14 protein-coding genes are annotated in these 14,206 nt (G+C 43.2%); 11 read left to right on the forward strand and 3 right to left on the reverse strand.

All coding sequences use genetic code 11. The features are described 5' to 3' along the window. The first annotated feature begins 1 nt into the window (after position 1). The 11 genes from FGM00_RS00375 to FGM00_RS00425 all read left to right on the forward strand — a co-directional run bounded on the left by FGM00_RS00375 (position 2) and on the right by FGM00_RS00425 (position 10,529). A complete protein-coding gene (locus FGM00_RS00375) occupies positions 2–1,864 on the forward strand; it encodes an alpha-amylase family glycosyl hydrolase (RefSeq protein WP_138851004.1) in 1,863 nt (620 codons plus the stop codon). 198 nt (positions 1,865–2,062) lie between these two features. Further along, entirely contained in the window at positions 2,063–2,752 is a 690-nt protein-coding gene (locus tag FGM00_RS00380; RefSeq protein ID WP_236262858.1) for a glycerophosphodiester phosphodiesterase, read from the forward strand. Continuing rightward, positions 2,753–4,033 carry a BaiN/RdsA family NAD(P)/FAD-dependent oxidoreductase gene (locus FGM00_RS00385; RefSeq protein ID WP_138851006.1) on the forward strand — a complete coding sequence of 427 codons (1,281 nt, stop codon included), beginning with the start codon at positions 2,753–2,755 and terminating at the stop codon, positions 4,031–4,033. It begins immediately after the preceding gene. Between the two features lie 58 nt (positions 4,034–4,091). Further along, positions 4,092–4,631, forward strand: coding sequence for a DUF1697 domain-containing protein (locus FGM00_RS00390; protein ID WP_138851007.1), 540 nt, complete (start codon positions 4,092–4,094; stop codon positions 4,629–4,631). Positions 4,632–4,760: 129 nt separating this feature from the next. Then, a complete protein-coding gene (locus FGM00_RS00395; protein ID WP_138851008.1) occupies positions 4,761–5,855 on the forward strand; it encodes a diphosphomevalonate decarboxylase in 1,095 nt (364 codons plus the stop codon). Between the two features lie 29 nt (positions 5,856–5,884). Then, entirely contained in the window at positions 5,885–6,232 is a 348-nt protein-coding gene (locus tag FGM00_RS00400) for a four helix bundle protein (protein WP_138851009.1), read from the forward strand. A gap of 36 nt (positions 6,233–6,268) precedes the next feature. After that, positions 6,269–7,207 (forward strand): mevalonate kinase family protein, encoded by a 939-nt coding sequence (locus tag FGM00_RS00405; protein ID WP_138851010.1) that lies wholly within the window; start codon positions 6,269–6,271, stop codon positions 7,205–7,207. 10 nt (positions 7,208–7,217) lie between these two features. After that, positions 7,218–8,123: a geranylgeranylglycerol-phosphate geranylgeranyltransferase gene (locus FGM00_RS00410; RefSeq protein ID WP_138851011.1), complete on the forward strand. Its 906-nt coding sequence runs from the start codon at positions 7,218–7,220 to the stop codon at positions 8,121–8,123. Between the two features lie 116 nt (positions 8,124–8,239). Beyond that, positions 8,240–9,190, forward strand: coding sequence for a carbon-nitrogen hydrolase family protein (locus tag FGM00_RS00415; RefSeq protein ID WP_138851012.1), 951 nt, complete (start codon positions 8,240–8,242; stop codon positions 9,188–9,190). 27 nt (positions 9,191–9,217) lie between these two features. Beyond that, the gene (locus FGM00_RS00420; RefSeq protein ID WP_138851013.1) at positions 9,218–10,060 is read left to right on the forward strand and encodes a pseudouridine synthase; all 843 of its coding nucleotides are present in this window, start codon (positions 9,218–9,220) and stop codon (positions 10,058–10,060) included. A 1-nt stretch (position 10,061) separates the two neighbouring features. After that, positions 10,062–10,529: a hypothetical protein gene (locus FGM00_RS00425; protein WP_138851014.1), complete on the forward strand. Its 468-nt coding sequence runs from the start codon at positions 10,062–10,064 to the stop codon at positions 10,527–10,529. A gap of 44 nt (positions 10,530–10,573) precedes the next feature. Here the strand turns inward: FGM00_RS00425 and FGM00_RS00430 are convergent, their stop codons facing one another. The 3 genes from FGM00_RS00430 to FGM00_RS00440 form a co-directional block, all read right to left on the reverse strand. Further along, the gene (locus FGM00_RS00430; protein WP_138851015.1) at positions 10,574–11,266 is read right to left on the reverse strand and encodes a hypothetical protein; all 693 of its coding nucleotides are present in this window, start codon (positions 11,264–11,266) and stop codon (positions 10,574–10,576) included. A 3-nt stretch (positions 11,267–11,269) separates the two neighbouring features. Continuing rightward, entirely contained in the window at positions 11,270–13,099 is a 1,830-nt protein-coding gene (locus tag FGM00_RS00435; protein ID WP_138851016.1) for a WG repeat-containing protein, read from the reverse strand. 177 nt (positions 13,100–13,276) lie between these two features. Beyond that, positions 13,277–14,206, reverse strand: coding sequence for a PorP/SprF family type IX secretion system membrane protein (locus FGM00_RS00440; protein WP_138851017.1), 930 nt, complete (start codon positions 14,204–14,206; stop codon positions 13,277–13,279).

A 14,206-nucleotide genomic window follows, 5' to 3' on the forward strand; every position in this document is an offset into this window, starting at 1 on the left:
TATGAAAAAATCCCATCTATGCATTATACTGGTCATCTTGGTGTATTCGGTAGGATGTGAAGAAGAACTAGAACAGATGCAGGAAAGCCCTAAAAAGAAAGAAGTTGTTTACCAAGTCTTTACCAGACTTTTTGGTAATACGAATACGACCAATACACCTTGGGGAACCTTGGAAGAAAACGGGGTCGGTAAATTCTCCGATTTTTCGGAGGAAGCACTTCGGGAAATCAAAAACCTAGGGGTTACCTATATCTGGTATACCGGTGTACCCCACCATGACGTGATAACCGACTACACCGATTTTGGTATCAGCCAGGATGATCCGGATATCGTGAAGGGTAGGGCGGGTTCACCCTATGCCGTCAAGGATTATTATAATGTGAATCCCGATTTAGCGGAAAATCCCGAGGAACGATTGGCCGAATTCAAGGCGTTGATCCGGCGAACCCATCAGGCTGACTTGAAGCTGTTGATCGATATCGTTCCAAATCACGTAGCGCGCAATTACGAGGGAAAAACGACACCTGAAGGTTCGGCTCCGTTCGGGGCAACCGATGATACCTCGGTCGAATACGCTAGGAACAATGATTTTTATTACATCCCAGGGCAGGATTTTGAGGTGCCCGATTGGCGCGATGGTTATCAGCCTTTGGGAGGGGAAAATCATCCGATGCTTGACGGGAAATTTAACGAAAGCCCTGCAAAATGGACCGGAAATGGTTCGCGTTTGGCCAAACCGGACCAAAACGATTGGTACGAGACGGTAAAGATAAATTATGGCGTTAAGCCCGATGGTACATACGATTTTGAAACGCTTCCTGAAGACTTTGGATTGCGTGGGTTTGAGGAACACCATGCCTTTTGGTCTAACAAGGATGTACCTGGCTCATGGAAAAAATTTAAGGACATCGCGCTCTATTGGTTAGATTTAGGGGTGGATGGCTTTCGTTTTGATATGGCCGAAATGGTACCTGTAGAATTCTGGAGTTATATGAATTCGAATATTAAAATGAAAAATCCCGATGCCTTTCTCCTGGCAGAGGTGTACAATCCCGATTTGTATAGGGACTATATATTCAAAGGTAAAATGGACTATTTATATGATAAGGTCGAGATGTACGACTCGCTCAAACATATCATGCAGGGTCACGGGTGGACGGACCATTTGCCCGTTGTGAAAAGAGGAACGCAGGACATTGAGCATCATTTGTTGCATTTTTTGGAAAACCATGACGAGCAACGCATCGCCAGCCCGGCCTTCGTCGGTGATGCCAAAAAAGGGATGCCTGCCATGGTCGTCTCGGCAACCATGACCACGGCACCCATTATGATTTACTTCGGTCAGGAAGTAGGGGAGCCTGCGGCCGAGGATGGGGGATTTGGCGATCCGACTCGTACATCCATTTTCGATTACATAGGTGTACCAAGTCATCAGCGTTGGGTCAACGACAAAAAGTTCGATGGAGGGCAATTGAGCGAGGATGAAAAAAGTCTTCGTGATTTTTACAAGCGTCTTTTAAATTTCACTGTGGCCAGCGATGCCCTGGGTGGAAGCTATGAAGACATCCATTTTTACAATAAGGAGCGCACCGAAAACTATGATCATCGCGTGCTTTCATACGTACGGTGGTCGGGTACGGAACGTTTGGTAATAGTTTCCAATTTTGAAGCGGACCGTTCCCGCGAATTTCAATTGAAAATCCCACCGGAAATCCTTGCCGAATGGGATTTGAAAAATGGCACCTATTCCACTGTAGATATGTTGTATGGTTCAGCCTTGCCCTTAGTGGTAAACGATAGTGTGGGTCAAATCGACATAGACTTGAAACCCTTGGAGTCTTTTATTCTCAAAATTGAAGAATAAATCACTCGGTTTTGGCATAATGTAGGGCTCCTGCAATACCCCCATTAAGCTATCCTACCTGTTTGAAGCAGTGCGCATCCTAGAACAGATTTCGAAAACCAATTGTATCTTTGATAAACTTAATTGCAAGCAATACAGAAAAGAATGAGATTTTTAGTCACCATATTTTCGCTGTTTTTATTTTTAAGCTGCACACGCATGAACGAACCTTTGATAATAGGGCATCGTGGGGCCATGGGCCACGAAACGGAAAACACCTTGGCCTCTGTACAGAAAGCACTTGACTTGGGTGTAGATGGTATCGAGATCGATGTCTTTAATATCGAGAGTGGGGAGACCGTTGTGTTTCACGATGAGCGGGTAGAACGTCTGACCAATGGTGGGGGGCGTGTAGAGGAATACAATTATGTAGACCTATTGCAACTTACCCTTGACGGAAATCATAAAATACCGATGCTGCAGGACGTCCTGAAATTAATTGATAACAAAGTACTCCTCAATATCGAACTCAAGGGTGCCGGGACATCGGATCGGGTGAATTTTATTATGAATTACTATATCGAAGAACGAGGTTGGTCTCCAGAGAATTTTCTCATCTCCAGTTTCAATTGGGATGAGCTACGGGAGATGCGCAAAATTAATCCCGACGTGGCCATCGCTGTACTAACCGAAGACGACCCCCTTGAAGCGATTCCGGAGGCCATAGAACTGAAGGCCGTTGCGATTAACCCGGATTACGAGAAACTTACAAGTGAAAACAATTTGGCGATCAAGGATGCCGGTTTTAAAATCTATGCGTGGACGGTGAATGAACCGCAGGATATCATAAAAATGAAACGATTTGGTGTCGACGGCATTATCACCAATTATCCTGAACGCATTCGCTAAATGTACGATGTACTGATCATAGGAGGGGGCGCAGCGGGGTTCTATGCGGCCATACATGTAGCTGAGGCAAATCCTACCTTTAAGGTGGGTATCCTGGAGCGCGGAAAGGAAGTATTGGGTAAAGTAAAGGTTTCCGGTGGGGGCCGATGTAATGTTACCCATGCCGAATTCGACCCAGGTGAATTGGTAAAACGATATCCCAGAGGGGAAAAAGAGCTCTTAGGACCGTTTCACGCCTACTGTAGTGGCGATACCGTGGCCTTTTTTCAAGAAAGGGGCATCGAATTGAAAATCGAGGACGACGGGCGAATGTTTCCGATTACGAATAGCTCACAAACCATCATAGACTGCTTTTTAAGCGAAACAGTTCGTTTGGGGATTCACATTTTACGTCATAGTACGGTAACCGATATTCGACACACAACTTTGGCAAACAAAGAAAAAGGATGGGCGGTCAAATCGATCAAGGGTTCCTATGAAACCAAAAAGTTATTGGTAGCGACCGGAAGCAACCCGAAAATATGGAATCTACTCGAAAAATTAGGGCATACGATCGTTCCACCGGTTCCTTCACTATTTACCTTTAATATTAAGGATGAGCGAATCAATGGGATTCCCGGAGTAAGCACCCCGGCGTCGGTGTCCGTTTTGGCAAAGAGTCATTCGAATTCAAAAGTAACCATCAAGCTACGGAGCCAAAGGCCCGATGAGGTATTGCTCCAAGATGAGGGGCCGGTACTCATTACCCATTGGGGATTAAGTGGCCCGGCGATCCTAAAACTGTCGGCTTGGGGAGCTATTTTGATGAATGACCGTAACTACCGTTTCAAAATCAGGGTCAATTGGTTGCCCGATTTTAACAAAGGTGCCATTATCTCTTTTCTAATGGATATCAAAGAGGTAGAAGGAAAGAAGACCGTACTGCGTACCAAGGCCTTTGAACTACCACGGCGTTTATGGACGAACCTCGTGCGCGCCTCCGATATAGAAAAAACGACGAAGTGGGCCGACACCACCAAAGAACAGTTACAGGCACTTGCCAAGCAGTTGACCGAATGTGAGTTCGAGGTAGATGGAAAAAGTACCTTTAAAGAAGAATTCGTGACCGCGGGCGGGGTAGATTTGAAGGAAATCAATTTCAAGACCTTTTCAAGTAAAAAGTTACCTAATTTGTTCTTTGCCGGGGAAATCATGAATGTGGATGCGCTAACCGGGGGCTATAATTTTCAAAATGCATGGACCAGCGCCTACATCGCCGCGAAGGGAATTTCGGGGGGCTAGGCAAAGACATTCTGCAACTGCCATCGATTTTAATTTTGATTTTTCAAATGCCTGACTAATGCACAAATACATCGCGCTTTTAAGGGGAATCAACGTCAGCGGACAAAAGAAGATTATCATGTCCGAATTGCGCGACATGCTGAAGGCGTTAAATTTTCAAGATGTCGAGACCTATATTCAAAGCGGAAATATCGCTTTAAAGAGCTCGGAAGGCCGTAACGCTAAGGTTGCCGAAAAAATCAAAAAAGCCATTGCCGACACCTTTGGTTACGATGTTCCTGTTTTGGTCAAGACCTATGGGGAATTGAAATCTATTTTCAAGAAAAATCCCTTTACCGATGCCTCCGACATCGAACACAAAAGGGTCTATTTCGCTTTACTTCAAGAAACGCCACAACCCGAATTGATCAAAACATTTCAACAGGAAAAATTTGAAGCCGAAGCGTTTATGGTGACGAATGATTGCGTTTATCTGAATTACAAGATGGGTGCGGGGAAGGCGAAACTCAGTAACACCCTTATCGAGCGAAAATTAAAAGTTTCGGCAACTTCAAGAAACTACCGAACCATGGTCAAGTTGTTGGAAATGGCACAATGAGCTATAAGATAGCTGCGGGCAGGTGATTGTAGAAGCTTTTATGTCATCCTGGATTAACCCTATCATTTCGCAACCTTCATTACTCGCTATCGAATTCCCATCCTTCCATAAAAAGGTTAATTTTGTAACATGAGAGAACAGGATTTTGAACCCGCAAACTATGTGGGTCAAGTAGATGAAGGTAAAGTTACCTATCGTTCCCCGAGTAACATCGCCCTTGTGAAGTATTGGGGCAAAAAAGAACATCAGATTCCTGCGAACCCCTCCATCAGTTTTACGTTGGAAAGTTGTGCGACCACGACTACGGTTTCGTTTACCAAATTAAAATCCAAGGCGAAGGACTATTCTTTTGAGCTATCGTTCGAAGGAAAGCCAAAGGAAGATTTTAAGCCGAAAATTGAAGTTTTTTTCAATCGAATCGAACCTTATCTTCCCTTTTTAAAGGAATATCATTTTATCATTGAAACATCGAATTCTTTCCCGCATAGCAGCGGTATTGCTTCCTCCGCCAGCGGAATGTCCGCGCTTGCGCTTTGTTTGATGCATCTTGAAATGGAGCTTCAGCCAGATTTAACGATCGAATATTTCAATCAAAAAGCGTCTTTCTTGGCCCGTCTGGGCTCAGGAAGCGCTTGCAGAAGCATTGAAGGTCCGCTGGTACAATGGGGAAAGCACGAGACTGTGGGAAGTACAGATCTATTCGGAATCAGATATCCCTATAAAGTCCACCCTGTATTTCAGGAATACCACGATACGATTCTTTTGGTCGACAAGGGCCAAAAGCAGGTGAGCAGTACCGTTGGTCACGATTTAATGCACAATCATCCGTTCGCTGAACAACGTTTCGCCCAAGCGCATGAAAATCTGACGAAATTAAGGACGGTTTTTGAAAATGGGGATGTAGAAACGTTCATTCAAATCGTTGAAAGCGAGGCCCTCACCTTGCACGCCATGATGATGACCAGTCTGCCTTATTTTATATTGATGAAGTCCAATACCCTCGAAATCATCAATACCATATGGGCCTTCCGTAAAAAAACCGGTACCCCTGTCTGTTTTACCTTAGACGCAGGTGCCAATGTACACGTTTTATTTCCGAAGGCTGAAAAAGAAAAAGTAGATCGTTTTATTGCGGATGAACTGGTTGTTTTTTGCGAAAACGGGCAGTATATTTGTGATAGCGTAGGATATGGAGCAAAGAAATTAATAGATAAAAATGAATAATTAATAACGAATGATTCCGTTATTAATGCATGAGAGACAACGTTATAAAATCCAAGAGTTTCGATTTTGCAGTGTATATTGTATATCTTTATAAGAAGTTGGTTGCCGAGCACAAGGAATATGTTATGTCTAGGCAACTTCTGAAATCAGGAACTTCAATTGGTGCGAATGTAAGGGAAGCCGAGTTTGCGGTTAGCAAACCTGATTTCATCAATAAGATGACAATTAGCCTAAAAGAAGCGAATGAAACCGATTATTGGCTCGATTTGTTGCACAAAACTGGTTATTTAGTTGATGAAACTCATCTAAACGCCAAGCATAAAATAGAGGAAATATTAAAATTATTGGTAAGTATTGTAAAATCGTCCAAGCAATAATTATTAATTTTTCACTAGCCATTTATAATTAAAATAATGAAAGGACCCTTATTTTATTCGAAAATCCTTCTCTTTGGAGAGTACGGAATCATTAAAGATTCTAAAGGACTTTCCATCCCCTATAACTTTTTTAAAGGAGCCTTGAAGAACGACGACGTCGATTCCGAGGCGGCTAAGAAATCGAATAGTGGCCTAAGGGAATTTGCCGGCTATCTTGAAATCGTACAAAAAAATAGTCCCGACTTGGTTTCTTTCGATATCGCCGCCTTAAAAAGGGATGTTGATGCCGGAATGTATTTCGATAGTTCAATTCCCCAAGGATACGGTGTGGGCAGTAGTGGTGCTTTGGTAGCAGCTATTTATGATAAATATGCCAAGGAAAAGATTACGGTTCTCGAAAATCTGACCCGAGAAAAGCTTTTAAAATTGAAAATGATTTTCGGTAAAATGGAGTCATTTTTTCACGGGAAATCTTCAGGACTAGATCCCTTGAACAGTTATTTAAGTCTGCCGATTCTAATCAATTCCAAAGACAATATCGAATCTGCCAGTATTCCCTCTCAAAATACTGAGGGCAAAGGTGCCGTATTCCTTTTAGATAGCGGTATCACTGGTGAAACGGCCCCAATGGTTCAGATTTTTATGGAAAAAATGAAGAACGAAGGGTTTCGCAATATGCTAAAGGACCAGTTCATCAAACATACCGATGCCTGCGTTGAAGATTTTGTAGACGGTAATATAAAATCACTTTTCGGGAATTTAAAGCAACTCTCCCACGTTGTTCTCGATAACTTTAAGCCGATGATTCCCAAGAAGTTTCATCAGTTGTGGAAACAAGGAATCGATACCAATGAGTACTACCTAAAACTCTGTGGATCAGGTGGTGGGGGTTATATTTTAGGATTCACAGAAGATATCGACAAGGCCAAATCCGCACTGAAAGACTACAATTTAGAAGTGGTATACAACTTCTAATACCTATCACATGCTTAGTCGAAAAAACAAACTGCTTCTTCTTAAGTTGCTCAGTTTGTTCTCCGTAGTGCGTGGGTATAATATTTTGATGATCGCCTTGGCGCAGTACTTAGCCTCTATTTATATTCTTTCGCCAAATCTGCCGCTTCGTCAGGTTATTTTTGATCTAAATCTCTTTTTCATTGTTCTGGCATCCGGCTTGGTCATAGCGAGTGGTTACATCATCAACAATTTTTATGATGCCGAAAAAGATTTGATCAACAAGCCAAAAAAGAGCATGTTAGATCGCTTGGTGGGACAGCGCTTTAAGTTGACTACCTATTTCCTTCTTAATTTTCTGGCCGTATTTGCGGCAAGTTATGTTTCCTTTAGAGCTGTTCTCTTTTTCTCGGCCTATATTTTTGGAATTTGGTTGTATTCCCATAAGCTGAAAAAGGTTCCTTTCATCGGAAATTTTGTATCCGCAATTTTAGCGATTTCCCCTTTTTTTGCCGTCTTTGTGTACTACAAGAATTTCGAAACGGTCATTTTTGTGCATGCCGTGTTCCTATTTTTGCTGATTTTGGCGCGTGAGATGATCAAGGACCTCGAGAATATGACCGGCGATATCGCCCAGAATTATCGCACTATTCCCATATTATATGGTGCTCGGGTTTCTAAATTGGGTATTGCGGCGCTAGTGCTGCTTACCTTGGTTCCGTCCCTTCTGTTGATTGCGAAATTTGATATCGGTCATATGAACTTATATTTTATGGCATGTGTGGCGTTTTTGCTTCTTTTTCTAGTGTTGCTGGCACGTTCTTCAACCAAAGCACATTACGTATGGTTGCATAATATTTTAAAACTCATTATTGTGGTAGGGGTTTTCAGTATCTTGTTGATCGACGTGAATTTGGTACTGAACCGAATTTTTTAAAAATGGGAGAGGATATCCCAATAATAAGGTCTTCGAATTTACATCTAGGAAGCATAAGTCGCGTTTTGGGTTACTTCTATGGTAAGCGAAGATCACCCTGAAAAAATATATCTAGAATGGAAAACACATTGAAAGTTGCGCTAGCACAGATCGCTCCGGTTTGGTTGAACAAATCGGGGACCATACAAAAAATCGAAACGACGATTCAGGATGCGGGAAAGGAAAAAGCGGAGCTTATCATTTTCGGCGAAGCCCTATTGCCCGGCTACCCTTTTTGGTTGGCCCTGACAGATGGTGCCGCGTGGGATACCAAAGTCAATAAGGAACTACATGCCCATTATACTAGAAATTCGATTCAGATTGAGGCGGGGGAATTGGACAGTATACGGCAATTGGCCAAAGAACATCGCATGGCAGTTTATCTTGGAGTCATGGAACGTGCCAAAAACCGTGGCGGCCATAGTCTTTACGCCTCCTTGGTTTACATTAATGCGGAAGGAGAAATACAATCGGTGCATCGAAAACTGCAGCCTACATACGACGAGCGACTGACCTGGGCACCGGGCGATGGCAATGGCTTACGGGTTCATTGCTTAAAACAATTTACCGTCGGCGGACTCAATTGCTGGGAAAATTGGATGCCCTTACCTCGTGCTGCGTTGTACGGGCAGGGAGAAAATTTACACATCGCTGTATGGCCGGGTAGTGACCACAATACGAAGGACATTACCCGATTTATCGCCCGCGAGTCGAGAAGCTATGTGATTTCGGTCTCGTCCTTGATGAAAAAAAGCGATTTTCCCGAAGATACACCACATGTAGAGGCCATTCTCAAAAAAGCACCGGAGACCTTGGCCAACGGGGGATCCTGTATAGCGGGCCCAGATGGTAAATGGATCCTCGAACCAGTGCTGCATCAAGAAGGTATCATTTATAAAACCTTGGATTTTAATCGGATTTACGAGGAGCGGCAGAATTTTGATCCAGTCGGTCATTATTCGAGACCGGACGTGACCAAACTTTCTGTAAATCGTGAGCGGCAGTCTACGGTCGAGTTTAAGGATTAAGACTACCTTTGCAACTAAAGCTATATTATGGGCAGGTCAGAATCGAATGAAAAGGGTCGGAAATCGGGAAGGGAAGGTGGTAACTTTCGTAAGAAAAGTTATGCCCGGGGCAACGCACCTATCAAAAAGAAACAGCAGCCTCAAAAACCGTCGGACCCCAATGTAATCCGTTTGAACAGGTATGTGGCCAATTCGGGTGTTTGCTCAAGAAGGGATGCCGATATCTATATCGCTGCGGGAAACATTACCGTAAATGGTAAACCTGTTACCGAAATGGGGCATAAGGTAAAATTGACCGATACCGTAAAGTTCGATGGGCGGTTGCTCAATCCGGTTAAGAGAGAGTACGTACTGCTGAACAAACCCAAGGATTTCGTGACATCCGGTAGGGACGAACATGGCAAGCGTACCGCGGTGGGTCTGATTTCCAATGCGTCAAAAACCGAATTAAAGCCCGTCGGGAAATTAGATAAGGACACGACCGGCCTGATCCTATTTACCAATGATGGTGAAATGACCAAACGCTTGAACAGTCCTAAAAACGGACTTCGGAAAATATACCATATCGAACTCACGAAACCGCTGCGCAGTGCCGATTTAAAGAAAATACAAGACGGTCTTCCGGTAGATGAAAAAGTGGTTAAGGTGCAGGAAGTAAGTTTTGTCGACAATGCCCCAAAGAACCAAGTGGGGATGGAGATATATAGTTCCCGAAACAATATTGTACGAAGAATCTTTGAGGAGTTAGACTATGAAATCGTAAAGCTGGACCGTGTTGTCTATGCGGGCCTTACAAAGAAAGACCTTCCACGAGGCCATTGGCGGTATTTGACCGAACAAGAGGTCATCAATTTGGGTATGATCCAATAGCATGGTTGCCGGGTTACTGTTAAGAGAAAAACCCTTTGTTGGTCTGACCGTTTTCTCCGGTCTGCTATTTGTGCTATCGTATTTGAGATTTTTCTTTTTTGAAGGCAGTACGCTCGATATTAACATTCATGATACCTACTATGTCTTTTCCCAACACCATTTACTGAACTTTACCGCAATCTGGATAGGACTATGTGCCTTTGGGTATTGGGTTTTGTTTAAGAAGGGAATTCGAACTATTTATGGGTTGACCATAGCACACCTGCTTTTTAGTATTTTGGCAATTGTAGGTTTGATTTTTGACCTCGGATTTATAAGCCCCGATGATACACCTAACCGTGATTATCAGAATACCGTATACCCCAAAGGGATGGACTTTCTCGTCTACATTCTTCTATTCTCCATAGGGCAGTTACTTTATTTTATAAATATTACTGCTTCGACCATAAGACGGGAGCGTATCCGTTAAAAATCAAGATAAACATATTCTAAGGATAATTCAATAAGCTTTCCTTACAATAAACCGGTTACCGCCGCTACAAAACCGATGATCACTATAAAAACGAGCAGCCCGAATGCGATTGCATAGACGGTCAAAATTCGTGAATTTTTCGAGGAGCGGCTACTGAAATGTGGATGCAAAAACGGTATGCCCAATACGGTTCCGAAAATGAGTAGCAGCGTAAGAGGAATGGCTTGAACGAAGGTTGCGGGACTATTGTTTCTTTTTGCCGTAACCGCTCTGGCCGCATAATGGCAAACAATGGGATAGGCGATCATGATGCCCCCAAAACTCATAAACTCCTTGGAGGCATAAATCAAATAGCGGTAATCAGCGCCCGAAAAGTGAGTATCCATCAAGGGCTCGATAATGGAAACGGTAACGGTATAGATAATATAAATCCATAAAGCAACGTAGGCGATTTCAAACCATTTTCTTGGTAAACCTAGTTGCATATCGCCGACCGAATACACCACGCTTCGCAACCAACAGAGCCAAAGCAGGACAAAAATGGCCAGACAAAGCGCCAGAATTATTATGATTATCCGAATAAGATTTTCTTGGGTAGGAGAATTATTCGAAAGGTTACGAATACCGATTGTGAATATGGTATGAAGTAAAAACAATAGGAGCGGCCCCAAAACCAGGTAAATGGCGAGTTTTTTAGGGGAAAGCTCAAAAATATAATCATAAATTTTTTGCATTGATTAGTCTTTAATCTCCTCCTTTTTTGGAAGCAATCTTCCAAAGGCATCATAGGTATCATCACCGAACTGATATGTTTTATCCAATCCAGAGCCGCTTACGGAATACGAACTGCCCTCCGCGGTAACAAGTACCTTCCCCGTCTTATCAAGAAGTTCATGCCCATCACCGGTCGACACCCAGACAATACCGTTCTCGAAGGACTGTATCCCGAAGTATTTCAAAGGAATCACTACTTTTCCATTGGTATCGATCAATCCGTATTTATTGGTTTCTTTTGCCACAATGGCGAGTCCGTCCTGAAAATTTCCTGCATCGATATATACAAACGGAATAGCGACTTCGCCCGACCCTGCGAGATAACCGTATTTACCGTTCGATTTGGCCGCCATTCTTCCATAATAAGGGTCGCGTATGTCGCTGATGCCATCGAGTTTTTTGATAGTTCCCTTAGAATCTAAAATAAAGTTATCGGTGCCGGTGATTCCTTGCACATAAGTATCATCAATAGTATACAGCCCTTCGAAGGCAAAATCCGATAGCAACTTAAATTCGGCATCGTACATCAAGAAGTTACTTTCTTCCGTAGCTTGTACAAAGGCTAATCCGTTAGGGGCTTCCCATACTCTGAACGCATCTATTGCCCTCAGTTGTTTGGCTTCAAGGTCAAGGTGATAGTATAGACTGTCGCTCTGGTAGTATCGCGAACCCAAGGATTGTATCGGGCGATACTCCGACCGGAACAACTCTTTGGCATTGGCATCCAGGAAAATATTGTGTTTTTTGTCCTGCATTAAAATAATATTGCCAAAACCACTATTGTTGATCGCAGTAAAAGAAACCGTTTTGGACTTCTCCTCCGTTTCAATAAAGAGCTTTACCGTATCGATATTCCCTTCGAAATAGTATTTTTTATGATACACCCCATCGGTGTCCTTGGCGGTTTCCAATTTGGAGACTTCTTTTAGGAAGTAGCTTTTAAATGCCTCAGTATCCTTGAAATCCTTATTTTTTAATTTTACCTGAATCTCCTCCAACAACGAAACTATTTCGGCAATCCCATCGCCTGCCTGATCGTCGGTAGTGGGAGAGAACGAACTACTGTTCTGGTTTAAGACTTTTCCATCAGCGTTCAGCGCATTAACATAAAATCCATCAGCGTAGGCGTCGCTCACGGTTACATAAAGAAAATTATTTTCAAATTGCTTTACTTTGATAAGACCCTCTTTGTACTTAATTTTTTTTGACTTTTTCGTAAGCATCAACGAATCGTATTTAGCGGTGAAATAAACGGTATAGTCAACGGCTACACTGTCGATTATAGCGATAGGGCCCCAGGGATTTTCGAAATGGAAGCTTATCTCGTTATCTGAAATTCCCTCAGTCACCTTTGTGCCATCTTTAAAGTATATGGTTTTGGGCATAAAGCTTTCTGCCATACCCTCCTCCATCCACACCGTATTCCAGTAGTTGTCACCAATTTTTTCAAATTTCAGTTGGGATTTGCCGTTACGGAAGTTTTGTTGAAACCCGATATCCTCAAACTGCAGCACAGCCTTGGCCACTACCGCGGTATCTATGGCAAATGGTTCTTCAAAGTTTTCCTCTTCACCTGCGTAATCCTTTATTCCTTCAGAGTCGCCGCCATCAAAAAATCCCATGAAAGCTTTTAGTCCTCGTAGGCCTTCATCTAATTCAGCTTCGATATCGGCGAGGCTTGTGCCGTCGATATTAGCTATAAAAGATTCCATTTCGGGAGTCAATTCTTGGGCTGTTAGGGTATTTGCGCATAGTAAGATAAAAGCGAAAAAGAGAAGAACGGCTTTATTCATAAAGGTCAGGTTAGCGTTTGATGTACTGGATTACGCACGGTATAAACGTGCTCAACAACGGATTATTTCGATAAAGGTACTGTGCATTGCGCTATTGGAATCTACTGAAAACAGTGAAATCGATGGGGTCCCATAGGCCAAAACGTTCTAATTTGTCTCATCTGGGATGGGTCGCTATCAACTACGGCTATATCCCCTTCCGAAGCGATAGCTGAGCATAATGCCATGGGTGTTGCCCAAAGGAGAATCTTTCAAAGCTAGGTTATAATGATACACCATGCGAAAATTATTGAGCAAATAGATTCCAGCCAACAGGTTCGCCGAAGAACTGGTACGGAATCCTCCACCTATTTCAAAGCGGTTTCTATAGCTTACGGACAGGTTCAAATCCGCTTGAAATGGAGCACCATGCTCGTACTTTAACAAGACGCTTGGTTTCAATATAAAATCCTCGAAAAGGTTATTGTAAAAGCGATAGCCGAAATAGCCGTAAACGGGACTTTCCAATTGAAGATTATCGTCGGATGCCAGGGCGTCTCCTAAAACGTTTGGCGTGGAAACCCCGGCATAGAAACGGGCATGATTGAATAAAAATCCAACACCGATTGTCGGAATGGTCGCATTGATATTCTGACTGAAATTGGGGTCATCTACGATGCCCAGCGCCAAAAGATTATCCTGATATTGCTGAACCCCGGCGGTTATTCCGAACGAAAGGGTGCCTGGTTGGTAAATTTGCCAGTAAGGCCTATCGTCTTTAAAATCGAAGAAAATCTTATAGGAATAGGCGGCAAAGGCACTCGTTGAGGTGGTCACCCCGATTTGGTCCCTGATTATGCCCGCACCAAGGCCTATTTTTCCGTCGCTCACGGGCGAATGAAAACTGAGGCTAAAGTTTCTCGGGCTTCCTTCAAACGTACTGAACCCGGTATTCGTTGCGGTAGCTTCTGTCGAAGGCAGCAAACCTGCATAGGCCGAATTGATGATAAACGGATTGAAATTGTATTCCGAAAATACGGCGGTCTGTTGTGCCGATACTGTTTGTAACGATAAAAACGACAGGAAAACACCTAGTGCCAGCGTGCCAAATTTGTGTGTTGCTTTCAT

The sequence above is a fragment of the Aggregatimonas sangjinii genome (assembly GCF_005943945.1).
GTDB classification, from domain to species: domain Bacteria; phylum Bacteroidota; class Bacteroidia; order Flavobacteriales; family Flavobacteriaceae; genus Pelagihabitans; species Pelagihabitans sangjinii.